This is a genomic window from Parafrankia soli, from assembly GCF_001854695.1.
GTDB classification, from domain to species: Bacteria; Actinomycetota; Actinomycetes; order Frankiales; family Frankiaceae; genus Parafrankia; species Parafrankia soli.
Map to the genome: position 1 here is coordinate 39,152 of NZ_MAXA01000003.1, position 24,101 is coordinate 63,252.

The 24,101-nt window shown below is 69.9% G+C and carries 22 protein-coding genes and 3 pseudogenes; 9 read left to right on the forward strand and 16 right to left on the reverse strand.

Translation table 11 applies throughout. The features are described 5' to 3' along the window. Positions 1 to 52: 52 nt before the first annotated feature. The 5 genes from BBK14_RS02250 to BBK14_RS02265 all read right to left on the reverse strand — a co-directional run bounded on the left by BBK14_RS02250 (position 53) and on the right by BBK14_RS02265 (position 3,893). Positions 53 to 796 (reverse strand): ABC transporter permease, encoded by a 744-nt coding sequence (locus BBK14_RS02250; protein WP_071059571.1) that lies wholly within the window; start codon positions 794 to 796, stop codon positions 53 to 55. Further along, positions 793 to 1,941, reverse strand: coding sequence for an ABC transporter ATP-binding protein (locus tag BBK14_RS02255; protein WP_083390650.1), 1,149 nt, complete (start codon positions 1,939 to 1,941; stop codon positions 793 to 795). The genes BBK14_RS02250 and BBK14_RS02255 overlap by 4 nt, the downstream gene beginning before the upstream one ends. Before the next feature lie 93 nt (positions 1,942 to 2,034). Further along, the gene (locus BBK14_RS42635) at positions 2,035 to 2,421 is read right to left on the reverse strand and encodes an SDR family NAD(P)-dependent oxidoreductase (RefSeq protein WP_275078431.1); all 387 of its coding nucleotides are present in this window, start codon (positions 2,419 to 2,421) and stop codon (positions 2,035 to 2,037) included. Next, a complete protein-coding gene (locus BBK14_RS42640) occupies positions 2,418 to 2,726 on the reverse strand; it encodes an SDR family NAD(P)-dependent oxidoreductase (RefSeq protein WP_275078432.1) in 309 nt (102 codons plus the stop codon). Before BBK14_RS42640 ends, BBK14_RS42635 begins: the two co-directional genes overlap by 4 nt. A 495-nt stretch (positions 2,727 to 3,221) precedes the next feature. Then, complete coding sequence (locus BBK14_RS02265) at positions 3,222 to 3,893, reverse strand: TetR/AcrR family transcriptional regulator (RefSeq protein WP_071059572.1); 672 nt, start codon at positions 3,891 to 3,893, stop codon at positions 3,222 to 3,224. 257 nt (positions 3,894 to 4,150) lie between these two features. Between BBK14_RS02265 and BBK14_RS02270 the strand changes: the two are divergent. Beyond that, positions 4,151 to 4,945, forward strand: a pseudogene (locus tag BBK14_RS02270) (LLM class F420-dependent oxidoreductase); the annotation flags it as partial. A gap of 33 nt (positions 4,946 to 4,978) precedes the next feature. Here the strand turns inward: BBK14_RS02270 and BBK14_RS02275 are convergent. Both BBK14_RS02275 and BBK14_RS02280 read right to left on the reverse strand, forming a co-directional pair. Next, positions 4,979 to 5,833, reverse strand: a complete 855-nt coding sequence (locus BBK14_RS02275) for a glycosyltransferase (protein WP_071059573.1) — start codon at positions 5,831 to 5,833, stop codon at positions 4,979 to 4,981. A gap of 247 nt (positions 5,834 to 6,080) precedes the next feature. Then, the gene (locus BBK14_RS02280; RefSeq protein WP_071059574.1) at positions 6,081 to 6,932 is read right to left on the reverse strand and encodes a sugar phosphate isomerase/epimerase family protein; all 852 of its coding nucleotides are present in this window, start codon (positions 6,930 to 6,932) and stop codon (positions 6,081 to 6,083) included. A gap of 308 nt (positions 6,933 to 7,240) precedes the next feature. Between BBK14_RS02280 and BBK14_RS02285 the strand changes: the two genes are divergently transcribed. Further along, a complete protein-coding gene (locus BBK14_RS02285; protein ID WP_131802143.1) occupies positions 7,241 to 8,116 on the forward strand; it encodes a hypothetical protein in 876 nt (291 codons plus the stop codon). Positions 8,117 to 8,226: 110 nt separating this feature from the next. Here the strand turns inward: BBK14_RS02285 and BBK14_RS02290 are convergent, their stop codons facing one another. Beyond that, positions 8,227 to 9,519: an endonuclease/exonuclease/phosphatase family protein gene (locus tag BBK14_RS02290; protein WP_083390651.1), complete on the reverse strand. Its 1,293-nt coding sequence runs from the start codon at positions 9,517 to 9,519 to the stop codon at positions 8,227 to 8,229. Between the two features lie 472 nt (positions 9,520 to 9,991). Between BBK14_RS02290 and BBK14_RS41885 the strand changes: the two are divergent. Beyond that, positions 9,992 to 10,426 (forward strand): annotated as a pseudogene (locus BBK14_RS41885) (esterase-like activity of phytase family protein); the annotation flags it as partial. A 98-nt stretch (positions 10,427 to 10,524) separates the two neighbouring features. Here BBK14_RS41885 and BBK14_RS02295 read toward each other — a convergent pair. After that, a complete protein-coding gene (locus BBK14_RS02295) occupies positions 10,525 to 10,914 on the reverse strand; it encodes a hypothetical protein (RefSeq protein ID WP_198541143.1) in 390 nt (129 codons plus the stop codon). A gap of 417 nt (positions 10,915 to 11,331) precedes the next feature. On the opposite strand from BBK14_RS02295, the gene BBK14_RS02300 reads away from it, so the two are divergent. Further along, entirely contained in the window at positions 11,332 to 12,156 is an 825-nt protein-coding gene (locus BBK14_RS02300) for an SAM-dependent methyltransferase (RefSeq protein ID WP_071059577.1), read from the forward strand. A 28-nt stretch (positions 12,157 to 12,184) separates the two neighbouring features. On the opposite strand, the gene BBK14_RS02305 is transcribed toward BBK14_RS02300, so the two are convergent. Further along, a complete protein-coding gene (locus BBK14_RS02305; protein ID WP_083390652.1) occupies positions 12,185 to 13,822 on the reverse strand; it encodes a HoxN/HupN/NixA family nickel/cobalt transporter in 1,638 nt (545 codons plus the stop codon). Next, the gene (locus tag BBK14_RS02310; RefSeq protein ID WP_071059578.1) at positions 13,819 to 15,198 is read right to left on the reverse strand and encodes a tetratricopeptide repeat protein; all 1,380 of its coding nucleotides are present in this window, start codon (positions 15,196 to 15,198) and stop codon (positions 13,819 to 13,821) included. The genes BBK14_RS02305 and BBK14_RS02310 overlap by 4 nt, the downstream gene beginning before the upstream one ends. Before the next feature lie 310 nt (positions 15,199 to 15,508). Here BBK14_RS02310 and BBK14_RS02315 point away from each other — a divergent pair, with 310 nt between their 5' ends. Further along, complete coding sequence (locus tag BBK14_RS02315) at positions 15,509 to 16,843, forward strand: DUF4331 domain-containing protein (protein ID WP_241831051.1); 1,335 nt, start codon at positions 15,509 to 15,511, stop codon at positions 16,841 to 16,843. Between the two features lie 15 nt (positions 16,844 to 16,858). Continuing rightward, the gene (locus tag BBK14_RS02320) at positions 16,859 to 17,263 is read left to right on the forward strand and encodes a hypothetical protein (RefSeq protein WP_071059579.1); all 405 of its coding nucleotides are present in this window, start codon (positions 16,859 to 16,861) and stop codon (positions 17,261 to 17,263) included. Positions 17,264 to 17,284: 21 nt separating this feature from the next. Here the strand turns inward: BBK14_RS02320 and BBK14_RS02325 are convergent, their stop codons facing one another. Beyond that, positions 17,285 to 17,830 carry a hypothetical protein gene (locus BBK14_RS02325; protein WP_071059580.1) on the reverse strand — a complete coding sequence of 182 codons (546 nt, stop codon included), beginning with the start codon at positions 17,828 to 17,830 and terminating at the stop codon, positions 17,285 to 17,287. A gap of 1,099 nt (positions 17,831 to 18,929) precedes the next feature. On the opposite strand from BBK14_RS02325, the gene BBK14_RS02330 reads away from it, so the two are divergent. Then, positions 18,930 to 19,760, forward strand: a complete 831-nt coding sequence (locus BBK14_RS02330; RefSeq protein ID WP_071059581.1) for a PP2C family protein-serine/threonine phosphatase — start codon at positions 18,930 to 18,932, stop codon at positions 19,758 to 19,760. Positions 19,761 to 19,908: 148 nt separating this feature from the next. Here the strand turns inward: BBK14_RS02330 and BBK14_RS02335 are convergent, their stop codons facing one another. Together BBK14_RS02335 and BBK14_RS02340 are read right to left on the reverse strand one after the other, a co-directional pair. Continuing rightward, a complete protein-coding gene (locus tag BBK14_RS02335) occupies positions 19,909 to 21,432 on the reverse strand; it encodes a catalase (protein WP_071059582.1) in 1,524 nt (507 codons plus the stop codon). A gap of 398 nt (positions 21,433 to 21,830) precedes the next feature. Further along, positions 21,831 to 22,016, reverse strand: a complete 186-nt coding sequence (locus BBK14_RS02340) for a magnesium transporter accessory protein (protein WP_071059583.1) — start codon at positions 22,014 to 22,016, stop codon at positions 21,831 to 21,833. 181 nt (positions 22,017 to 22,197) lie between these two features. Between BBK14_RS02340 and BBK14_RS02345 the strand changes: the two genes are divergently transcribed. Together BBK14_RS02345 and BBK14_RS02350 are read left to right on the forward strand one after the other, a co-directional pair. After that, positions 22,198 to 22,368, forward strand: a complete 171-nt coding sequence (locus BBK14_RS02345) for a CsbD family protein (RefSeq protein WP_071059584.1) — start codon at positions 22,198 to 22,200, stop codon at positions 22,366 to 22,368. Positions 22,369 to 22,546: 178 nt separating this feature from the next. Then, positions 22,547 to 23,515, forward strand: a complete 969-nt coding sequence (locus tag BBK14_RS02350; protein WP_071059585.1) for a TIGR03557 family F420-dependent LLM class oxidoreductase — start codon at positions 22,547 to 22,549, stop codon at positions 23,513 to 23,515. Between the two features lie 76 nt (positions 23,516 to 23,591). Here the strand turns inward: BBK14_RS02350 and BBK14_RS41545 are convergent. Both BBK14_RS41545 and BBK14_RS41550 read right to left on the reverse strand, forming a co-directional pair. Beyond that, positions 23,592 to 23,726 (reverse strand): annotated as a pseudogene (locus tag BBK14_RS41545) (DUF6328 family protein); the annotation flags it as partial. Beyond that, positions 23,723 to 23,980 carry a hypothetical protein gene (locus BBK14_RS41550; RefSeq protein WP_071059586.1) on the reverse strand — a complete coding sequence of 86 codons (258 nt, stop codon included), beginning with the start codon at positions 23,978 to 23,980 and terminating at the stop codon, positions 23,723 to 23,725. The gene BBK14_RS41550 and the pseudogene BBK14_RS41545, both read right to left, overlap by 4 nt. Between the last annotated feature and the right edge of the window lie 121 nt (positions 23,981 to 24,101).

Sequence of the window (24,101 nt, forward strand, 5' to 3'; positions counted from 1 at the left end):
CGCCCGCCGGGTGGGCCATCGGACACCCGACAGCCGGCGGCGGGCGAACCGGTCAACGGCGCGGCTCCCACCGGAACCACCGCCGCGCCGCCCAACCGGCGGCGACCACCCACGCCACCAGTACCAGGGCCGGCGGCACCGCCGCTTCGAACGAGCCGGTGAAGTCGACGGTGCGGCCGTCGCCCGCCGCGCCGGTCAGGCCGAGTCGCATCAGATCGACCACCGGGGTCAGCGGCAGCATCCGGGCGGCCAGCTCCCACGGCGCGGCCAGCGCGTCGAGCGGGACGAGTAGCCCGGACAGGACGAGCGGCACGACCAGCACCGGCATCGTCGTCACCTGGGCCATCTCGACGCTGCGGGTCACCGTGGTGCTGAGCGCGGCCAGCGCCACGAAGATCTGCGCCCAGGCCACCGCGACGGCCGGAGCCGCCGTCCCGGCCAGGATCTCGAGATCACCGGCCTCACCGGCGCGCAACCGTTTGAGCACCAGGTCCTCGCGCCGGGCCACCAGCGCGGTGACCAGGTTGTAGTACACGGCGGCCAGGAGCACGACCGCCGTGATCGCGGTGAGGGCGGCCGCCCCGGCACGGGCCGATCGGCCGCCCTCGACCGGGACCGACATGACCACCGGAATCAGGCTCACCGGTGTTCCGAGCGCGATGAGCAGCGCAACGGCGTTCCGGCGTAGCAGCACCATCTCGGCGCGGCCCAGCGACCTGACCCGCCGCGCCGCACCGGAGCCGCTCGTCCCCGGGAGCGGGCGTGCCGGCGCGGCACCCTCGCTCGCTCCGCTCACGCCGCTCGCTCCGCCGCCGCATCCGGTCGGGCCTGGCGGCCGGGCTGGTCGACCTCGCCGGGGAGCGAACCGCCGGAACCGTCCACAGCGACCTCGGAACGGGCCACGGCGAGAAACGCCTCCTCGAGCGACGCCGACCGGGCATTGAGGTTGCGCAACCGCACCCCGTTCCGGTCGCCCCAGGCCAGCAGCATCGTGAGGGTCCGCTGGAGATCCGCGGTGGTCAGCAGGACCCCGCTTCCGCAGCCGCCACCCCCGCCTCCGTCGCCGCTCCCACTCCCGTCGCTGTCACTGCCGCCTCCGTCGCCGCTCCCGCCCTTGCCCTTGCCCTTGCGGCCGCCGAACCACGCCTCGGTCAGGTGCAGCCGCGCGCCGGGGAACTCCGGCAGCTCGACGGGGAGTCCGGCGTCGAGCTCGAACGTGATACGGGCGGGTTGCGCCGCGACGACCTCGGCCGGTGTGCCCGTCCGCACGATCCGGCCCCGATGCATGATCGCCAGCTGGTCCGCCAGCGTCTCGGCCTCCTCGAGATAGTGGGTGGTGAGCGGCACGGTCGTTCCCGCCGTGACCAGGCCCTCGACCCCGTCCCAGGTCGCCCGGCGGCTCTGCGGATCCAGACCGGTCGTCGGCTCGTCGAGGAACAGCACCTCGGGCCGGCCGAGGACGGCCGCCGCGAAGTCGAGCCGGCGCCGCTCGCCGCCGGACAGCTGCCGGACGCGAATCCCCGCCCGATCGCGCATGCCGGCCAGCTCGAGTGCCTCGTCCACCGGGCGCGGCGACGTCAGCGTGCCGGCCCACGCCCTGATCGCCTCCGCGACTGTCAGGTCGGCGGGGAAAGCCCCGGACTGGAGCATGATCCCGATCCGGGGCCGCACCAGGCGCCTGTCCCGGAACGGGTCACGCCCGAGTACCCGGACGGTGCCGGCGCTCGGCCGGGCCAGGCCCTCGAGCACCTCCAGGAGGGAGGTCTTCCCCGCGCCGTTGGTGCCCAGCAGAGCGAACAGGCAGCCGCGAGGCACCACGAAGGCCACCCCCCGGACCGCGTCGTGGCCGCGCCGCCCCACCGGACCGTAGCGACGCCAGAGATTCCCGGCGGTGATGACGCCGGCTTTTTCGTCCACGTCCTTGTTCATGACCTCGAGCATCCGTCACCATCCGTGTCACCGATGGTGACGGTGTCATCGGTTTCCGTGCGGCGCGCACGGCTCGCCCATGACAAATGTCAGCGTCGCCGATGCTCAGGCAGCGCTGTCGATGACGGCTACCGCCATCCGGCCGCCGTCCACGTCGAGGACCGTTCCGTGGATGAACGCCGCGTCGTCCGAGGCGAGGTAGACGGCCGCGATCGCGTCGGGATGACCGGAGCCGCCGGCGGGAGTACCCCGCATCATGGCCTCGGCCGGATGCTCGACGGCGGCGTCCAGGTCAGGGGTGCGGATAACGCCGGGCGAGACGGCGTTGACGCGCACACCCAGCGGTCCGAACTCGGCGGCCCAGGAACCGAGGTTGATGATCACGCCCTCGCCCGCGGCGACCATGGCGGGGGCCACGGCCTGGGTGAGGAAGAACGGAGCCTTGACGTTGACGGCGTAAACCCGGTCGAAGGTGCGATCGTCGGTGGTCAGCGTGGTGTTCGGGGGAAGATGCCGGCGTTGTTGACGAGAATGTCGAGACGGCCGCCGAGGCGGCGGGTCGCCTCCTCGGCCAGCGTTCGACTGCGGGCCGGGGTCCCGTCGAGGTCGGCGTGAACGAAGTCCGGCCGGCCGCCGCTCTCCCGGATCGTGGAGATGACGGCCTCGCCACGGGCGCCGTCCCGACCGGAGACAACGACGTGGGCCCCTTCGGCGGCGAACGCCACGGCGATGGCCCGGCCGATGTTGCTCGTGGAACCGGTGACGAGCGCGGTCCTGTTCTGGAGTCGTTGAGCCATGTCCGGGGAGGCTAGGCAGCCATTTTTGGACCCGCAAGTCCAGAATCGCCGAGACCCGTCGCGGGTATCAGGCGCCGCTGCCGTCCCCACAGAGACGCTCATGGGCGACCTGGTAGGCGCTACCGGTCGGATTGGACGGTCATGAACGAGAGTGATGGTGCGCTTTCGGGCGAGTCGATCCGTCCTGCTCTGGCGCGCCTGTGCTCAAGAACTCAGGTCGACCGGATCGGCTGGCCCGCGCAGGCGGGACGTCTCGCATCTCGGATCCGCTATTGGTTCCGTCGACGATGAAGCGGGTGGCCGTGGTCGGGCCGATGCCCCGGGAGCCGTCCGTGCGCCACCGCGGTGGTGGGCGCCAAGCCCGGATCCACAGGGATCCTCCCGGTGCAGGTCCGCTTCGCGGCAGAACGATGTCACTAATGTAGACGTTGCGGTGAACCCGGCCGAGGTCAGGGTTCGGGAGCAAACCCAGGCCGTCGCTTCTGGCGGAAGTGATCAGCCCTGGTTGGAGCCCGGGCCGGCGGAGCCGGGAAGGTGATCGTCGTGGATCGCGTCCACCAGCAGGCCGATGGCCCAGGCGATGGCCTGGGTCGCCTGATCGCCGTCGAGGTTCCACATCGTGGTCAGCCGCTCGTAGGACGGAATGTGCCACAGGACGTCCAGCATGCCGGTGGCCATCACGCGTTGGGCCTCGGGCCAGCCGGCCGTGTGTTGAGCGACGGCGGTGACAAGCGCCTCGCGGCGGCGCTGGTCCTTGGGTATCGACGTCGCCTGCGCGGGGTTCGTGGGGGTCCACCGTGGAACCGCGTAGGACGACAGCGTCGCGAAGGCGCGTGCGGTGACCTCGGGGAGGCGATCGAGGTCGAGGCCCTCGTAGCTCACACCCGCCTCGTCCTCGAGGCGGCGCAGGACGGCGTCGTGGAGATCAGCCTCGGTGGGGAAGTGCCGGTAGACCGTGCGTTCACCGACGCCGGCCCGCTCGGCGACCGCACGGAACGTCAGATCACGCCAGTCCCACGCGGGGAAGCTGTGGACCAGGGCCGAGCCGGCGTCGACGATCCGCTCGCGCGTCTGGGCCGCCAGCTCCCGCCGGCGCGGGCTGTCGTAGCGCCGGCGAGGCGGTGTCGCCGCGCTTCGGTCTGGGCTGGGTGTTGCCGCGGCGCTCATATTGGTGACATCATACTACCGCGAAGGCGGCTCGAGTTAAGGGAGAGTGGCTGTGGATCTTGGCTTGGTCGGTGCCACTGTGGTGATACAGGGTGGCACGCACAGTGTGGGTCTGGCCACCGTAACGCGGCCCTGATCCCCATGGGCCCCGCCGATTCCAGGGTGACGGCCGCCATCCGCGGCCATACAGGCCCACTACCCCTCCGCCGTCAATCACGTCAGAGTTCCACGCCGTTCGGCATGCCAACAATCACAACGGATTCTGCCTCAGCGAGCACCCGGCCCCGAGTGCCCGATGGCTGGCCTCCGGCGGGCACCAGAGCCTCGATCCGTTCGTCGCGCTCGGCCATGTCGCCGCCGCGACCCAGCGGTTGCGGCTGCACACGAACCTTTCCGTCGCGCCCTACCGGAACCCGTTCCTGCTCGCCAAGGCGGCGGCGACCGTCGACAAGCTCTCCGGTGGACGGATCGTGCTCGGGCTCGGCACCGGGTACATGAAGACCGAGTTCTTCGCGCTCGGAGTCGACATGGACGAGCGCAACACGCTGTTCGACGAGATCCTTGACGTGCTGCCGATGCACTGGAGCGGTGAGCCGTTCAGTTACAAGGGCCTGCACTTCGACGCCCGGAACGTCATCACCCGGCCCCGACCGGTGCAGGACCCGATTCCCATCTGGATCGGCGGTAACTCGAAGCTGAGCCGGCGCCGCATCGCGCAGCGGGCGCAGGGCTGGATGCCGCTGGTGGGCCCGCCGGAGCTCAGCGCGGCGGTGCGGACGACCTCCATCGGTTCGCTGGGGGAGCTGGCTGTCATGATCAACGAGATCCGGGACGCCGCCGCGGCCGCCGGGCGGTCGGACACGATCGATGTGCAGTACTCCTACAAGGACCGCTCCATCGCGACGCCGACCGTCGAGCCCGACCGCCACCGTGAGGCGATCGCCGAGATCGAGAAGGCCGGGGTGACCGCCGTGGTGGTGTCGAGCCCATCGGTGTCGTCCGCGGCCACGCTCGAGTTCCTCGAGGCGTTCGGCGCGACCTACCTGTCCTGACCGCGCCTGGCGAACGGGCCCGTATCGCGCGAGTCAGCGCTTGACGAGTAGATGCGGCGGGGGAGGGCCGAAACGCCCGCGGACGAAGTCCAGGAGCCCGCGGACACGTCCTTCGAGGTTCCAGTAGGGGCCGCGCCGGGCCGGGACGACCGCGCCCGAGACGAGATGCCACAGTGCGATGCAGAACCGGATGAACGCGTGGTAGCGGCCGGAGTGGTCCCGCACGAGCAGCAGGGTGTTGCGGAGCTGCAGGTAGTCGATCGCCGCGGCGGTGGAGCCGATGTTCGGGTTCTTGACCATCGCGCCCCGCACGAGTCCGGACTCCCAGCCGGCGGACCTCGCCCGCAGCGCGAGGTCCGCCTCCTCGCAGTACGCGAAGTAGCGTTCGTCGAAGATCCCGATCTCGTCGAGGCAGGCACGGCGGGCGAACATCAGCGTGCCGTGCGGGTGCCCGGCGGGCTCCCAGCCCTCGTCCACGCTCGCGGGCATGAGGATCCCGCCGAAGTAGGGGTCGATGACCGGCGTCGCTCCGTCGCCGACGTCCGCACAGGCAAGACCCGCTCGCGGCTGCTGCGCCAGCACGCCCAGCATGTGACTCAGGCAGGTGGGCTCGGGCAGCGCGTCGTGCGGCGCGAGCACCACCCACTCTCCCGCGTCCGCGTCGGCGAGGAACGCGCGGTAGCCGACGTTGGCCGCCGGTCCGAACCCCAGGTTGCTGCCAGCGAGCACCACCGTGACATCGGCGGCCTCGACCGGCGGCATGACCGCCGATCCGTTGTCGACGATCGTGATCGAGACGGGAACGTCCTGCGCGCGGAACGCGTCGATGGTGTCGACGAGTCGCTTCGGCTGGTCACGGTGAACGATTACGACCGAAAGAGGCTGCACAAACCCAGTGCTACATCAGATCAGTGGGCCAGCGTGCGAAATAGGGTGAAGCCGGGCCATGACGGACCGGCTGTGCCGGATTGCCCGCGGCCGGTCAGCGTTCCATCAGGTGATCCGCTCGGCACCGGGACGCGGGGACACGGGAACGCCGGGCCGCGAGCACGGCCGGCAACCCGACCGCGCTGTCACCCGATCAACGATCGACGATCCCAACCCGCGCGCGCCGTGCGCCGTGCGCGCCGTGCCTTCAACCACTCGTGCCGTGGGACGGAAAACGTCCACCGAGAACTGTCTCCGTGGCGGCGAACGCGCGCCGCGCCATCTCGGCTGGCCCCAGGCCCGCGAGCGAGGCGGAGTACACCTCTGTCGCCACGACGGGATCGGCTCCGGTCGCGACGAGAACATCCAGGACAGCCTCGATGTCGGCGTCGCCGTCCCCGGGCAGCAGGCGGGCGGTGATCGTCTCCGTCCTCAGGTCGTCGGCCGGCCGCGCAGGCGCGTCACACAGCTGAAGGACATGGATCCGCTCCGCCGGCACGTCACGCAGGGTGTCGTAATCGGGCCCACCAGGCTGGCGGAACCAATGCCACACGTCGACTACCAGGCCGAGGTTGTCGCGGTCCACCGCATCCAGGAGCCGCATCACCGCCCTGATGTTCGGCACCACCGACCACGGCAGGAACTCGAAACTGATCCGCAGACCCCGCTCCGCCGCGAGATCGCACAGGTACGCCAGCCGCTCCGCCACGCCGGCGATCGACGGTACCTCGTCCTCCAGCGTCGTCGCGATAACCGTCGGGGAGCCGGCCCACTGCGCGATGTCGAGAAGTGGTCGGGCCTGCTCGGCTATCTCCTGTCGGTCGGCGGTGACCCATTCCATCAGAACCTCGACAGTGGGGATCGCCAGCCCCCTGTCCCGGTGGTAACCGAAGAACTCCTCCGGAGTCATACCGTCAGCGACGGCGCCAGCGAGGTGCGAACTCGTCAGCTGCGCCCCGTCGAACCCCGCGTCCGCGACGGCGTCGACGAGTGTCCGGACGTCGGCAGCGTCGACCGGATGGCCGAGCGGTAGAAGAGTCGGAGCCGAAATGGCCCTCATCGGACGAACCTCTCATCGGGAAGAATGCTGCGGCGCGCGAGTCCAGGCTAGATCTCTGACGCCTACGTCATGTGTGAGTTGTGGCGATGTTGTGCTGTTGGGGGCGGCCCCGTTGCGGGCGCCGAGTCGGCGCTGTGCGGTCCCTGGTCTTCGCGGTCTCCATCGGCAAGATAGGTTATTCCAGTCAAAATGGACATCTGCTTACCCAGGTGAACCTGAGTCGCGCTTTCGTTACGTAGGGAATCCCAGATCGGCGAAGGTGGCGAAGGCCGCCGTATGGCACCTTCCCCGACTATCGGGGTGAAGTCGTGGACGGCATTCATTCCTTGGTGACCAAAGGGGCGCGCGTGACAATCATAGGAGACGACGTTGAGATCGTTCTCAATTATGGTCAGCCGGTCAGCTGGTTCGTTCCGGCCAGGGTGACCAGCCAGCAGATCCAGGACCGTGAGCACACGAACATGTTCCTGGCGGAGCTTCTGCTGAGGTATCCCGCCGGGCCGCCCGCGAACCTCATCAACCCGTCGATCGCGGCGATCAACGTCCATCCGCGTATCACGCCCAGCGTCGTCCGGATCGAGATCAGTAATCAGGAAGCCGCCCTGGCCATCCCCAACACGGCTCCGGCCGCCGCGCCGGTCGCGGCAGTGGCCGCAGGAGCACCGGCGGGAGCGCGGCGGGCGGCCCTGCGGGCACGGATGCAAGCCCGGCGCGGCGCGTACACCTGGAGAGAAGGCCGCAGTGTGGCCTTCAACGCCTGGATCAACGGCGCGGCGCCACTGGCGAATCCCATCGGCGACAACGCGACCATCAACTGCTGGGAGGCGGTACTGGTAGCCGCGGCAGAAGCCGGTCTGGTCACGGTCGCCCAACTGACCCACGCGTACGGAGCCGTGGACCCCGACACCGCCGTGTACAACCTGTTGACGGCAGGCGGCGTGCAGCAGATCAACTGCGCGAATGCCGCCCCCGCGAACAACATCCAGGCCGGCGACGTCATCATGGTCGAACACGCGGGTCAGCCGCTGCACCATGTCATGGTGGTTCTGACCGCCGACCCGGCGAATTTCCTGCAGATCGAGGTGCTGTCGCTGTGGGGCACCCTCGGCGGCTTCGTTCTCGGCCGGGGGGAGCTGAACTTCCTGCTCCTCCCCACGACGGTGTTCCGTTATTCGACGCTGTAGCGCCGGATTCGCGTGCCGCGCCTGCCACGATCCGCCCGCTGCGAGGACGTGCCGGAACGGGTCGATCCCGCTCCGGCAGTCCGCGATGACCGACAGAACCGCCACTCGGCTCAGGCGCGACGGGGCGTGATGTCGAGCCAGACGAGCCGGTGGTCGGAGCTGGGGAACGGGTACTTCCCGGTCAGCCGCGAGAGCGGATCGGTGGTCTCCGGCCAGAACACGCCCGCTCCCGCCGTGGCCAGATCGCGGGAGGGCAGCACGTAGTCGACCCGCAGGTTGCCCGGCGCGGTGTCGGCGAAGTCGGCCGTGTCGTGGGCCGGGTCGCCACGGTGCGTCGCGTTGGCGCCGCCCTGCAGTACCGCCGCCTCGGCGGCGCCCGCGCTCGACGGGATGACCGAGGCGTTCACCTGGCGGCTCTGGAGCAGCTGGTTGGCGGCCGAGGAGACGCTGTCGCCATCGACTGGGTCGGCGTTCATGTCACCGGCGATGACGAACCGCGAGCCCGGCCGCAGCCCGCCGCGCCTGCTCTGGTCGTCGTAGATGTAGGAACCGCCGCCCGGCCGGACGTAGTCGGCCCAGAAGCGGATCTCGTCGTGATTGCGCCGCCCGTTTCGGTCCTCCGTCCCGTCGAAGGTCGGCGGTGTCGGGTGGCTCACCAGCAGGTGAACCGTGTCCCGCCCGACCTGGACCGGCACGTCCCAGTGGCTTTTCGACGAAAGCCGGACGGCCGCCAGCTCCTTCGGCGAGTACCAGTCCGCGGGCGCCGCCGTCGCCGGGTCGTCCGGCAGCAGTGCGCCCGGCATGTCCTTCCAGCGGAAGTCCCGGAAGGTCCGGACCTGCCGGACGTCGATCGGGAACCGGGAGTAGACGACCAGACCGTACTGCCCGGGGAAGGCTCCGAAACCCAGCGCGTCGTCGCCGTAGCCCGGAGCTCCGGGGACGGTGACCACCTGGCCGTCGTTGTTAAGGTCGAAACCGGAGGCGATTCCGGTGTTGCTCGGCGCGATGTACCGGAAGGGATACCTGACCGGCTGAGCGCCTTCCTGACTCCTGGCCAGGTAGTTGTCCGCGAACAGCTTTACGGCCAGCGGGTCGTGGTCGAACTCGTTGATCAGAAGTACGTCGGGGTGGGCCCGCTGGATGATCTGGGCGACTGTCTGCGCCTGGACGTCATCGGGTGTTGACAGGTCCGTCCGCAGCTCTCCYGCCGTGGCTCGGTTGAGCGAGGCATTGAAGGTGGCGAAACGCACCGTCGAACCACCCGATCGCTCGTCGGCCCCGGCAACGGTGTTGGTCTCCGGGGGCGAAGCGGCGTGCGCGGCGGTGGCCATCCCGGTGAGCACGAGTGCTCCGGCTGCGGCGACGGCCGCGGCACGAGTGATTCTTCGATGGTGTCGGGCCATTGATCCATCTCCGTACGTTCCGGTTGTGGTACACGGCATCGTGGACCGGTCGCCAACGAGAACTGCCCCGTTCGTAACCCGTCGTCACGCAGTGTAGGAAGCCAGGGCATACGGAGAACTACAGGCGATTGAAGTCTTCAGCACGCTCCGTGTACAGGTGTCTTTCGACACGGAAAACTCTCGACGAGCCATACGGTTAACCGAGGTGCTATTTCCGGGCACCGGCGGGTGGTCGGATTGCTGTCGCGGTTGTGGCGCGACCGCAACACAGTGGCGGCACGAGCAGGCCGGAGATGGCGATACGGAGTATGCGTCGGGCGCGCCGATGATCCGTCCAATGCCCGCCCGTGGCGGGTACCCGCGGTCAGCCGGGATGCGTTCATGGAGCAGACCCATGGAGGACACCGCCGGGGCCCGTCGATGTTCCGCGAGTTCGGCAGAGTGGAATTGACCGGAGGAGGAGTCGTGGGACGCTCCCGCGACCGGCGAGGCGCGGACCCGGCGGATCCTCGTGTACCGGCTCAGCTCCACCGGTCGGTACGAGCTGAGCAGGCAGCTCGGCTACCAGGTCGAACCCGGGCAGCGGATCTCCGAGGTCGCCGCCTACGGCGAGGACGGGCTCCTCGTCCTGGAGGCCTCGTTCACCGCAGGTGTGGGCAACCGGAACGCCCTGTACTCGGTGCCGGCCGCCGGCCGCGGCGCGGACGTCACCACCGTGCCCGACCTTTCGGCGCTCCCGGAGCGTGCACTGGTGGGTAAGCGGCTCGTCGCGGACCTCACCGCCTGCCCCACCCTGGGCGCTACCACCCCGGGCACCCAGGTCAACCCGCTGATGGACAACTACGAAGCACTCGCGATCGACCCCCGGGGGCCCGGGCGCGGCACGGCGATCGTCAACGTGCTCAGCGACGACAACTTCCGGTGCCACCCAGGTGACCCGCGTGTTCCGGGTCGCGGTGCGGCTGCCCTGACCCCGGCGACGAATGTCGTCGGACGTCGCACGCCCTATCCGATCATTCTCGCCCGAAGCCGGTCGCCGAGGTCGAGACGGCGCGGTACCCGCATGAGCTCGGCCGGCGTGACGACCACCCCGAACGCGCGGAGCCGTTCCGCGAGCAGGTCCCAGTCCTGCGCCCCGCCGCTGTCCTCGACCGCCGCGAGGTCCGGCGGCAGCGGGTGGTCAACGTCGGCCCAGTCCGGCAGCGGGACCATGTACACCGTGCGCTCGATCTCTTCGATCGTCAGCTCGGACAGGCGCTCGTCGGGGGTCCTGCCCCTGCCTGACATGCCCCAGCCCCGGTCATCCAGGAGGGTGACCTCACGGCCGTCCGAGAGCTCGGCGAACTCGTGCACCGTGAAAGAAAGCCCACTGTCGGCGTCGCTGACGGCACCCACCAGTCGAGGGCAACCATGGATCGGGCGGGATTCCTGAACTGACTGTGGGGCCCATGCCGTCCGCTGCCAGACTCTGCGACCACGATTTGTTACTCGGCGCGCCGGGCACTGACTGACAGGTAAGGGCGGACCACGGGACGGCTGTCAGGAAGCCGGGGCGCCTGCGATCGCCAGCGCGCAGCCCACGATGTACAGCGCCACGAAGATGGCTGGTAGTACCTGCTCCACCTCGAGCATCGACGCCGGAGCCAGGGTGGAAGGGAGACGCCTCGACCCGGCCAACGAGCCCGCCTTACTAGGATCGAACGCGCTACGTCACTTCCGCTTCTCGTGAGGCCCGGGCCGGGTGCGGAGGTGACCCGTCCTGATCCAGAGGGGGAGCGTTGCCTGACAATAAGAGTCGGCATACCAGACTCGATGCTGCTGAAGGTGCGTGACGAGGCACACATCTCGACCTGGATCGAGTCCGGGATCGACATCTCGGTGCCCAGCATCGCCCGGGTCTATGACGCGTTGCTTGGCGGCAAGGACAACTTCCCTGCTGATCGCGTCGTCCACGACCAGCTCATCCAGGTGATTCSGGATGGCAAGACGTCCGCGCAGTACAACCGGCAGATGCTCCGGCGTGGCGTCGAGTTCATGGTGGAGCAGGGCGTCAGCCAGTTCATCGATCTGGGGTCCGGTCTTCCGACCGCGGAGAACACCCACCAGGTCGCCCAGCGAATCGCACCCGATTCGAAGGTAGCCTACGTCGACATCGATCCAATCGTGCTGGCGCACGGCCGGGCGTTGCTGGCAGAGAACGACAACACCACGGTCGTCACCGCGGACTTCCGACGTCCCGACGAGATTCTGAGCAACCCGGACGTGGCTGCTCTGATCGATCTGTCGAAGCCGGTCGGGCTTCTGATGCTCGCGGTCGTTCACCACGTCCACGACGACGAGGACCCGGCCGGCCTGGTCCGCGCATACGTCGATCGGATGGCGTCGGGCAGCTACCTGTTCCTGACCCACTTCGTCGACCACGGAGCGGAGACCGCGCCCATCGAGCAGGTGCTTCTCAACGAACTGACCAGGGGGCGCTTCCGCTCGGTCGACGAGATCATCTCCTACTTCGACGGACTGAACCTCGTCGAGCCAGGCGTGGTCTACAACCCGCTGTGGCGGCCCGCCGTACCGGTCGTCGAGCCGTACCCACTGGCTGTCAGGCTGGTGGCGGGCGGTATCGGACGCAAGCCGTAGACCCTGTCACCCTGTGATCCGCCTGGAGTCATATCGTGACCTGGCTGCCGGCACGCAGCGCCACGACGGCGCCGACGAGCACGACCAGGGCGGCTGTCGCCACCGGCGTCCAGCGCAGGCCCGCGGCGAATCCCGGCACCAGCGTCTGGGTGCGCTGGAGCAGCGGGATGAGTGTGCGGTCGAGCAGGAACCCGACGCCGACCAGCGTCGCCGCCATTCCCACGCCGTAGGCGAGAACCAGCAGGACCCCGAACCACGCCCGCCCCAGTGCGACCGCTCCAAGCAGCACGACGACGGCCGACGGCGTCGGCACCATGCCGCCGACGAGTCCCGCGGCGAGCAGGCCGCGTAGCCTCGGCTGGTCGGTGACGGGCGGGTGCACGTGCCAGCGCCCGCCATGCGAGTGACCGTGCTGGTGCGCATGACCATGACCGTGCGAAGGGCCGTGGTCGTGGTGTCCATGGCTGTGAACGCCGCTGCCGTGGTGGTGGTGATGGCTGTCGTCGCGGTGAGGACGGGCGTGGCTGTGTCCACGGTCGTGTTCATGGCGGTGGTTATTCGAGTGGTCGTGGCCCGCGATCAGTAGGCCGCGATACGGCGACATGATCAGCCTTGACCGCAGCAGACTGGTACCGAGACCGATCATCAGCAGCCCGCTCGCGACACCGAGCCACGGATAGATCTTCTCCGGAGCGAAGCCGCTCGACGCCGACAGCACGACCGCGAGGACGAGAACGCCGAGGGTGTGGGTGAGCGTGACCGCTCCGGCGGTGACGGCGAGTTGCCGTCCTGTCGCCGAGCCGCCGACGATCCGGGCCGCCATCACCGTCTTGCCGTGCCCGGGGGCGAACGCGTGCGCTGTCCCCAACACGACCGCGGCGAGCAGTGCGAGCACGCCCAGGCCGAGTGAGAAGGAGTCCCGCTCGACCAGGCCGTTCACCCAACCGGCAAGGCCGCCGGCCGCCTGCCGGGCCTCGTCTGACGCACCGCTACCAGGCGTTCCAGTGCCGATGGCGCCCGCCTGCGACAACGGGTCGGCCGCGGCGGGTCCGCCCGGACGAACGGTCAGCGTCGCGCGAGTGACGTCAGAACCGCCGCCCAGTGGGTCGTCGGGGTACCGGGTCAACAGGTTCGTCGGTGAGCGGGACGGTACGTCCGAGGAGACCACCGTGGTGCCGTCCCCGACCGCGACCGTCTCCCGCCAGCCGACCCGGTCGGCGTACGCGGCCAACGTGTACCGAATCGTCGTGGTCGTGGTCGTGTCCGCGTCCGCTGCCCCGGCGGTCTCGGCGGAGTATCGGCAGACCAGCCGCATCGTCGACAGCCCGCCGTCGCCCGGTGGGAACGACAGCGAGCCGCCGATCGGGACGAGAGGGCGGGCCCGGCCGTCGACCGCCAGCGTCGCCCGTCCGGCCGTGCGGGCGCACTCCGCTTCCCGCCAGCGGGCGGCTCCCAGCGCGTCGACGTCCGGCCGGACCTGCGCCGCCGGTATCTCGGCGAAGTCGGCGACCACGTCGACGAGAACCTCCTCGATGCCCACCCGCAGCACGCTCGCGCTGTTGACGGTGAAACTCCCGAGGGGATGTGCCGACGCGGATCCGCCCGCCGTCAGGACGAACGCGGCCACCGTCACGGCCAGGACGGCTGCCCGACGCAGCGAGGTCACCGGGCACTCGCGTCGAGGGACGCGAGAAGGGCCTGTGCCCGGGGCGCGTGCAACGGTGAGAAGTGCGGGTCGGTGTCCAGCGCCGCCCGGAGGTCCGCGACCGCGGCGTCGGTCCGGCCGAGCGCGGCGTGCACGACGCCCCGGTGGTAGGAGAACAGTGCTCGGCGGGTGCCGAGGCCGAGCGCCGACTCGGCGGACGGCAGCGCCTCGTCGTCTCTGCCGAGCTGGTGCAGCACCCAGGCACGAGCGTCGTCCACGAAGACCCCGGCCCGGTGCGGTTCGCCGCCCGGCGCCGGGGACAGCGCGGCCAGCGCGGCGGCGGGGTCGCCGTGGTCCGCCTCGAACAGCGCCAGCTCGACGTCGACCTCGACTCCCTGCGCGCGCATCAGCTCCGCGGTGGAACGCACCAGGGAGTACTGCCGCTTCGCCTCGTCGGGCCGGCCCAACGATTCGAGCAGTTCTCCGTACTCGGCGACGATCCACGGCTGTGGGCTCCGAGTGGCCGCGACGGCGTAGTCCGCCAGGGCCGCCTCGCTCTCGCCCCGGGCGGCGGCCACGCGGGCACGACCGACGAGCAGCGACACCGATGACGGGTCGCTCGCCTGCCCGCGTTGGTAGGCCTCGTCCGCCCCGACGAGGTCGCCCGAGTGCCGCGCCAGTTCACCGAGATGGAAGTAGGCGAACGCGGCATCGGCTGCCGACGTCGCGTCGTCGGCTACCCGCCGCAGCATCGCGGCCGCCTGGTCGATCTCGCCGCGCAGCTCGAACGCGTAGGCGACCCGGGCCAGCGACGCGACATCGGGACGCAGGTCGACCGCGGTCTGCGCCGCCTGCCACGCTTCGGGATAGTGCCCGAGTTCGACGAGCGCGTCGAAGCGCACCCCGTGCGCGGTCGCGTGGAACGGGTTGACGGCGACCGCGGCATTCGCGGCGCGCAGCGCACCGGGGAAGTCGTGACGTGCGGCGGCGAGCGCCGCCTGCCCGGCGAGGGCGGCGTCGTTGTCCACCGGACGCAGTTCCAGCGAGCGGGCGAACGCCCCGTCGGCCCGTGGGTAGGACGTCGGATCACCGGTCACTCTGGCCTGCTCGACGTAGGCGAGGCCGAGCTCGGCCCAGGCCGGCCAGTCCCCCGGCACCTGGCCGAGCCGGTCACGCAGACTCGCGACGGGTGCGGCCGCCGCCCTGCCCGCGGAGGACCACGCCTCGTCCACGGCCGCCGCTCCGGTCGGCGTCGGCGCGACACCGTGGCCCGAGTCATCCCGGACGAGCGGCGGGCCGACCATGGCCAGCACAGCCGCGCCTGTCAGGCCGGCCACGCAGACCAGGCCGGCGAGCACCCGCGCTCGACTCGCCCCGCCGCCCAGTCGCCGCTTCATGCGTGTCCTCCCCGCTTCCGTCCCGCCGGTCGTTCGCCAGCGATTCGGATCCGCGGCGGTCGCGGACTGCACCTGGGACGCAGAAATGATGTCAGGTAGCCGACACGATCCGTGCTCCTCTCATCACCGAACCACGGACGTTCACCGGACAGGCGCATCCGTCCGGTCCGTCGATCCGTGAGGGAGAACCATGAGCTGACTGACATCCGCACGCGACGGAACGCCCGGCCGCCGACGGCGGGGACGGCTGCCCCGGCGGCGCGCTCTGGCTGGCGCGACCGCCCTGCTCTTCGGTGCGACGGGCGCCGTGGTGACCCTCGCACCGACGGCCGCTGACGCGTCCAGCCACCGGGAGGCCCCGCTGATCAGCAGCGACCCGACGGTCGACAACACCGACACCTACGCCTTCGTCAGCCCGGACGACCCGGATTCGGTGACGCTCGTCGCCAACTGGCTGCCCTTCCAGGAACCCGCCGGCGGACCGAACTTCTACCCGTTCGCGACCGACGCCCAGTACGACATCAATGTCGACAGCAACGGCGACGCGAAGCCCGACATCACCTACCGCTGGACGTTCGCCAGTACCTATCAGAACCAGAACACGTTCCTCTACAACACCGGGCCTGTCACCTCGCTCGACGACCCGGACCTGAATTTCCGGCAGACCTACAAGCTGGAGCGGATAGCCGGTGGCAAGACCACCGTGCTGGCGGACAAGGTGCCCGTCGCGCCCTCGTTCGTGGGCGACGCGTCCATGCCCGACTACCTGGCGCTGCGCACGGCGTCCCTGAAGGAACTGCCCGGCGGCGCCAAGACGTTCGCCGGACAGGCCGACGACCCGTTCTTCCTCGACCTGAGGGTGTTCGACCTGCTCTATGGCGGCGACCTGTCCGAGGTCGGGCAGGACAGCCTCGCCGGGTTCAACGTGAACTCGGTCGTGCTGCAGGTCCCCAAGACCGAGCTGGCTCTCAAGGGCGACCCGGCGCGCAACCCGGTGATCGGGGTGTGGAGCAGCACCCAGCGGCGCAGCGCCTCGATCTACGGGCCGACCGACGGCTCCGGCATGCGGATGTCCTTCGGTAACTGGTCGCAGGTCTCGCGCCTCGGCTCGCCGCTCGTCAACGAGGTGGTCGTGCCGATCGGCCAGAAGGACCGGTTCAACGCCTCCACTCCCGCCCGGGACGCCCAGTTCCTGAACTTCGTCACCAAGCCCGAACTGCCGAAGCTGATCGAGGCGATCTACAAGATCCCCGCGCCGGCGACACCGCGCAACGACCTCGTCGCGGTGTACCTGACCGGTGTGAACAAGGCCAACCTCGGTGTCGACCTGAACGCACACGCGCTCAACGCCGACGTCGACCCGGCGAAGATCGCGCCCTCCGAGCAGCTTCGGCTGAACATGTCGATCCCGCCGACCGCGGAACCGAACCGGCTCGGCGTCCTCGGAGGCGACACCGGCGGGTACCCGAACGGCCGACGGCTGGGCGATGACGTCGTCGACATCTCGCTCCAGGCTGTCGAAGGCGCCCTGCTGCCCAACCCGCCGGCGGCGGTCACCGGCCTCGGTGACGGCGTCGACGGGCCCGACGTGCGGTTCCGCGGATGGTTCCCGTACGTCGGCCTGCCCACCTCGGGTTCGAGCTGACAGGGCGGCACGACCATGACCAGACTCCGGCGAGCCGCCTCGGCCGCCATTACGGTCGCCGTCATCGTCGGCGTGGCGGCCTCCTGCGGCGGGGAGGGACCTCCGCCACTGCCCGAAGCCGGGTCGTTCGCCCCCGGTGCCTGCCAGACGCTGGCCCCGGACCTGATAGCGACCCTGCGGCTGACCCGGGCGGACCCCGGCGCACCGGACGAGATCAAGGCGCTCGCCCGCGACCTCACACCGCCCCAGGAGAAGCTCTACGGCCGGATCGGTACGGCCGGGGAGTACGCCGGCGACCTCGAACGGGTCACCACGGCCGTCGGCTTCCTCCGGCTGCGGGTCGATTCCGGGACCTACGACCCCGCTCTGCTGACGGAGGTGAGGACCACCGCCCGGATGCTGGCGGACCGCTGCACCTGACCGCAGGCGCCCGGCCGCCGTCTACCGGGCCCCTGCCGATCTGAGCGGACCGGCTCGGCCAACCGAGCCGGTCCGCTCCCGCCCGACCAGCGAGCCGAGGAGCATCGCTGTGGCGACTCCGGTCTGACCGATCCACGACGTTCCCGCCTGGTGGTGGTTCCACGCCGGGCACACAGCTGAGACGAGGAGGAAGCCGGCGCTGCCGTACACGGCGAGGGTGAAGCCCCATCGGTGGTCGGCCAGCAGGGAGACGAACGCGGCTGCCAGGAGGACGAGGGCGCCGGCGCTGACGACGTCCACCCACGGCGGTTGCGTTGGTGGTCGTGCCTCGCGGGGCGGCTGGATCGCCGCGACGGTCACGAACCCTGCGAGCAGCGCCGCGGCCCACAGCCGCCGCCAGCCGACGACGGGGGTGGCCGGTGCGGCGACCGCCTCTGTCGGCCGCGGCGACCCGTCGACCTTCGCGGGCGGGTCGGACCGGACGATGACCGGACCTCGTCCGCGGGCAGGACGCGGGTCGTGGCGCGGACGCTCGGGACGAATCCGTTGGACCTGTGATGCTGACATGTCCCCACGGTGCGGCCCACGTGTTGTGTGGCCGCGTCGCATGGCTGGAGCCAGTGTTGAGAGCCCGTGGTCCACGGTCCGTGCGAACCGACAGCTGACGACCTCGATCCGTCACTCGACCGTGCCGGCTGCCCCACCCACCCAGCCGGTCCGGTCCGGACCGGACCGGACCGGACCGTGAAGCAGACGAGCGAGACGGCTCGCTACTGGCACGGCGTGGACTGGTAGCTGCCGCCCCGGTCCGGGTCCGCATCATCTCGGCCACCACGGCCGGGTGGGAGAGCATCAGGTGCGACGAGTCCACCTCCACGGTGTCGACCCCCGCACGCTGGTAAGCGAAGCGCTGGACCTCCGGATTGATGGTGTGGTCCGAGGTGGCCACGATGCCCCACGAGGGCCTGGTGCGCCACGCGGCGGCGGGCGCCTTCTCGGCGAAGGCGCCGTGGACGAGGACGACAGTGGGCTGAGACCAGCTCGTCGGCCTTTCCCGATGAGACCTGATGGGAGTTGTGCGGAGTGCGCGGCCCGCGCACACCACCGGGCTGTTGACGATCTGTGCATCGCTTCCGTGTCTGGGGCCCCGGGCCTTCCACCTCCACGCCGGGCGCCGCTACCTCGGTGTATTCCGGGCCGCGTCCGCGTTCCGCCGTCCCGGCTTCTTCCCGTCGGTGGCCGTAGCCCCGCGACCACCACGCACCAACCCTGTCCGGCGACCGGTGGGCCGGGTGGAGGCGGCGCCGAATCCACTAAGCGTCCAGTTGTCATCAAGAGAGTCGACCTAGTGTGATCAAAGGCAGGTGTATGCGGTCGGGCACGGCTGTTGTGGGTTCGTCCAGCCATGGCTCTGGAGGCGAGGTCTCACCATCAGGAAGCCCGTGGTCTTCATCCACTGCCTGTGGATACATGCCGTTTCCGCCGCTCATCGTCGAGGACAAGGCCCAATACCGTGCCCGCCAGGGTCCGTCAGGGCGGTCCGCCGGCTCTATCCGCGGTTGGCGCCAGCTCGCTGACGAGGCCCTCGCCTGGCTCGCCCATCGAGGCCTGTGACGCCCGTCCTGTTCCGCTCACCGTCGGCGGCCGTGCGGTCGCCGTCCTCGCTGTGCTCTGTCGCGAGGACAGCCCACGCGCCCGCGACGAGCAGGATGCCATCGAGGAGGTCGCCCGGCGGGCGGCCGTCGCGGTGGGCAACGCTCAGCTGTACGAACAGGAACGGCGCACCGCTCTCACCCTGCAACGCAGCCTTCTCCCGCAGCGACTGCCGACGATCGGTGGGCTGTCGTTCGCCTGGCGCTACCTTCCTGGCAGCACCGGCGCACTGGTCGGCGGCGACTGGTACGACGTCCTTCCCCTGGACGACGGTCGGGTGGCGCTTGTCGTCGGGGACGTCATGGGGCACGGCATCCAGGCCGCCGCGACCATGGGCCAGCTGCGGGCCTCCGCCCGCGCACACATCACCACCGATCCCAGTCCGTCGGCCGTACTGGCCCGGCTCGATGAGGCGGCGAATCGTCTCGAGCAGGGACAGATCGCCACGGCGGCGCTTGCCGTGCTGGACCCCGCGAACGCGCGGCTCACCCTGGCATCCGCCGGGCACCTGCCACCGCTGCTGGTCCCTCCGCGCGGCGAGGCCTACTACCTGCCGGTCGATCCAGGTCCCCCACTGAGCACGGGACTACCCGAGTACCCGCAGACGCAGACGCAGACCACGCTCGAGTCGGGCAGCATTCTCCTGTTCTTCACCGACGGGCTTGTCGAGGACCGCAAACGGCCAGTGGACGAGGGGATGAAGCTCCTGCGGGTGGCTGCCACCGCGGCAGCTTCCCCCGACCAGCTGTGCGACCAGTCCCTGGCCGCACTCGGCCGGCTGGCCGGCCACGACGACGACACCGCCCTGCTCGCCGTCATGGTCAACACCCTGGGCCCCGCATGATCTCGCCGAGCTGGAGGTCGTTGGCCCAACCGGCGATCTCAGCGTGCTCGCGGTAGCGGCGGACTCGCGGTAGTGGCGGAGGTGGCCCCGCCGTCCGTGGTTCGGGCCCGGCTGGGAGGGCGGGCCCCGAACCACGGCCGGCGGACGGTCAGGCCTTGGCCTGCGCGCTGGACCGGGCCGGGTTGGCCTGCTGCGCGGCCTTCGGGTCGGTCTCGTCCTGCTTGGCCCGTACGCCTGCCTCGATCTGGGTGCCGAGGTCCTTGTCGACATTGCGCCAGTACTCGAAGGCGCGGACCAGCACGGGTTCGCTGACACCGTCGAGCAGGTGCCCGACGACGTTGTCGACCAGCCGCTGCCGCGCGGCATCGTCGAGGACATCGCGGACCATCGTCCCGGCCTGCCCCCAGTCGTCGTCCTCCGGGCGCGAGGTGTAGGCGGCGCGAACCATCTCGCCGTCGGAGTACCAGTGGCCGCCGTCGTCGGTCAGCTCCGGCTGGGCCACCGGGCCGCTGTAGGAGTTCGGCGCGTACACCGGGTCGGTGACGTTCTGCACCCGCATCGCGCCGTCCTTGGAGTAGCTGTGGACGGGCACCTTCGCGGAGTTCACCGGGATCTGCTTGTAGTTCACACCAAGGCGGGCCCGGTGGGCGTCGGCGTAGCTGAACCCGCGAGCGAGCAGCATCTTGTCCGGCGACAGCCCGGTGCCCGCGACGATGTTGTTCGGCTCGAACGCGGCCTGCTCCATCTCCGTGTGAAAATCGGTGATGTTGCGGTTGAGCATCAGCCGGCCGACCTCGTRCAGCGGGTAGTCGCCGTGCGGCCAGACCTTGGTCAGGTCGAAGGGGTTGAACCGGTAGGTCTTGGCCTCCTCGAACGGCATGATCTGCATCTTCAGCGTCCAGCTCGGGAAGTCCCCGGCGGCGATGTGCTCGAAGAGGTCGCGCTGGTGGTAGTCGGTGTCTACCGAGGCCATCTGGTCACCCTCGTCCTGGGTGAAGAACTCGATGCCCTGATCGGTCTTGAAGTGGTACTTCACCCAGAACCGCTCGCCGGCGGCGTTGATCCACATGTACGTGTGGCTGGAGTATCCGTTCATGTTTCGCCAGGTACGCGGAATGCCGCGGTCACCCATCAGCCACGTGACCTGGTGCGCGGATTCCGGCGACAGCGTCCAGAAGTCCCACTGCATGTCGTGGTCACGCAGGTTGTTGTCGGCCCGGCGCTTCTGGGACCGGATGAAGTGCTGGAACTTCAGCGGATCCCTGATGAAGAAGACCGGCGTGTTGTTCCCGACGATGTCGAGATTGCCCTCGCTGGTGTAGAACTTGACCGCGAAACCGCGTGGGTCGCGCCAGGTGTCGGGGCTGCCGCGCTCCCCGGCCACCGTCGAGAACCGAATGATCACATCCGTCTCGGTGCCCGGTTGGAACACCGCCGCCCGGGTGAACGCGCTCATGTCCTGGGTGACCTGGAAGGTGCCGAACGCGCCGCCGCCCTTCGCGTGCGGCTGACGCTCCGGGATGCGTTCCCGGTTGAAGTTCGCCATCTGCTCGATCAGGTAGTGATCCTGCAGCAGCAGCGGGCCGTCCGGCCCCACGGACAGCGAGTGCTCATCGCTGGCGACGGGTATTCCGGCATCGGTCGTCGTCGGACGAGGCTTCTGAACGGTCACGACTCACTCCATTACATCGCGGGATTTGACATCGCGGGACTTGCCCACCCGGTCGACAGCCGCGGCACCCGTCCCGGACCGCGATCCCGGCCTCGGCGATCACGAGCTCCGTGTCACCAGATGCCGGACGGCAGCGCCGTGCGACAGCCACCCCCTGTTCGTCGGCTACCCATCCCCGTACCGGGAAAACCGATGCGGACGAGGCCTGCGGCAGTCGGGACCGACGGAGCGCTGGTGATCCCGCCCGGAGTTGCGTGCCGGGTCGTCGCGATCGGCGACCGGTGCACCTACCGGCATGGCTTCCAGGCCGACGATGAACGCGCGGGCGACTGCGTGCGGCGCCCTGGCATAGGAGTCGGTCCGAGCTGGCTGGCGAGGGACCCGCTCAGCGCCCGGGCTCAGGCCCGGTGACGGATCAACGAACCTATGCCGCCACCAAACAGGCCAATCGCGCCCAGAAGAATCCCGAACGCCCCGAACGTCGTCTGCGTGTCCCAGGAGATGGCGGAGGTGAAAGCAAGTAGGACACCAATCACAATCAGCGTGATCGCGGCAAGGGTGCCGATAATGCTCGGATCGGTCATATGGCCGTCTTACCCGGCGACGGCGGGTTGTAACGGGAGATCCTGACCTGACCCGGATCGGTGGCCATCGTGCAGAGTTCCCACCGTTTGAACGTGCCTGCTCCTACGGGTCACCGGGCCAGAGCTGGGTATAGCCGCACCGCAACCACGCGCGAGCGGTCATCCGACGGAGGAATTTCCGATGAGCATGGTGGACAAGGCGAGGAATGCCCTGCAGCGGTTCACGGGACGCGGCAAGCGGACCGCAGGCCGGGCCAGCGGGGACCGAGGGCTGGAAGCCCGAGGTGCCGCGGAGAAGATCGGCGGGAACATCAAGCAGGCCGGCGAGAACCTGAAGGACACCACGCGTTGACCGATGCGCGGTGTCGGGTGACATCAGGCTCCAGAACAGCACCGCCGAGTTCGAGACCCGCCGGGCCCGTCGCATTGACAGAGCCGATGACATCAACTCCGATCTCGCCGGCAGCCCGGACAAGGGATCCGGACAAGGGAGACCGGACAAGGGATCCGGACGAGGGAGAGGAGAAGAGATGCGGGTCGGCTACAAGCTGGCAACCGAGGCGTTCGGCCCCCGGGAGATCATCCGTCAGGCGGTCGCCGCCGAGGAGGCCGGCTTCGACTTCGTGGAGCTGAGCGATCACTTCCACCCGTGGCTGGACAACCAGGGGCATTCGGCGTTCACGTGGACGATGCTCGGCTCGATCGCCGAGCGCACCGACCGGGTCGGGCTGGTGACCGGCGTGACGTGCCCGACGATCCGGTACCACCCGGCGGTGGTCGCGCAGGCGGCGGCGACCGTCGCCCTCGTGTCCGACGGGCGTTTCACGCTGGGGCTCGGGTCGGGGGAGCGGCTCAACGAGCATGTCGTCGGGCGCGGGTTCCCCGCTGTGGCCAGGCGGCACGCGATGCTGCGGGAGGCTGTCGAGATCATCCGGCTGTTGTGGCGGGGTGGGTACCAGTCCTACGACGGGCGTTACCTCCAGCTGGAGGACGCGCGGGTGTTCGATCTGCCCGATCCGCTGCCGGAGATCGCTGTCGCCGCCAGCGGTGGGCCGTCGGTTCGGCTGGCGGCCGAGTGCGGCGATGCCCTGTTCGCCACCGAGCCCAAGCCCGGGATCGTCGAGGACTACGCGGCCGCGGGCGGAACCGGGGCGCGTTACGCCGAGGTTCCGCTGGCCTACGCGGCGGACGAGGCCGAGGCGGCCAAGGCTGTACACGCGACCAACCGGTGGGCGCTGACCGGCTGGAAAGTGATGAGCGAGCTACCCAACCCGGTCAACTTCGCCGCCGCGACGACGACGGTCACCGAGGACGACGTGAGGGGGCAGTTCGCCTGTGGTCCCAACCCGGCGCGGCATCTGGCGTCCGCCCGCGAGTTCACCGATGCCGGCTTCGACCAGCTGGTCCTGATGAACGCCGGCCCTGACCCGGACGGCTTCTTCGACTTCTTCCGCTCGACCTTGGCGGCGCCGCTGCGAGCCCTGGCCCCGGCCGCCTGACGGCCATCGGGACGATCGCCCACAGGACCACCAGCAGCGCGAGCCGCGCGAGCCCTACCTGGGCGACCCGGCTCGCGACGCGGACCAACGTCTGCTTCTCCCGGTGACCGAACACGGCCCGGTGAATGCTGACCGGCATCACGAGCAGGCCGGTCGCACCGGCCGGCAGGAGGACGATGGCCAGGTACAGCGAACGCTGCTCGTGGTTCACGTCGTGAGTCGACGCGCCGGCGTGCCTGGCGGGTACAGCACGCCGGTCCAGTGGGCGTAGCTCCAGCCGGACGTACCGATGTGCGCCTGCGCGCCCAACAGCCGTACCGTCCTTCCTTGATCGGCGAGATTCCGGCGCTGGGAGGACCAGGCGTCCGCGGTCATGCAGAAGCCGTGCACGAAGACGAGGGTCAGCGTCGCGTCGCTCGGGCCGATCTCGTCGACATGCAGGGACACCCCGTCGGAGGCGATCACCGTCGTCTCCCGCAGGGCGTGCGCGGCGGTCCGCGTCGGCTCCGCCGTTCGCCGCGTTCGCTCTGGGCGCCGTGCCCCGGGGACGGGGGCTGGGGAGCGCCGCATGCCGGGTGGAGCGACA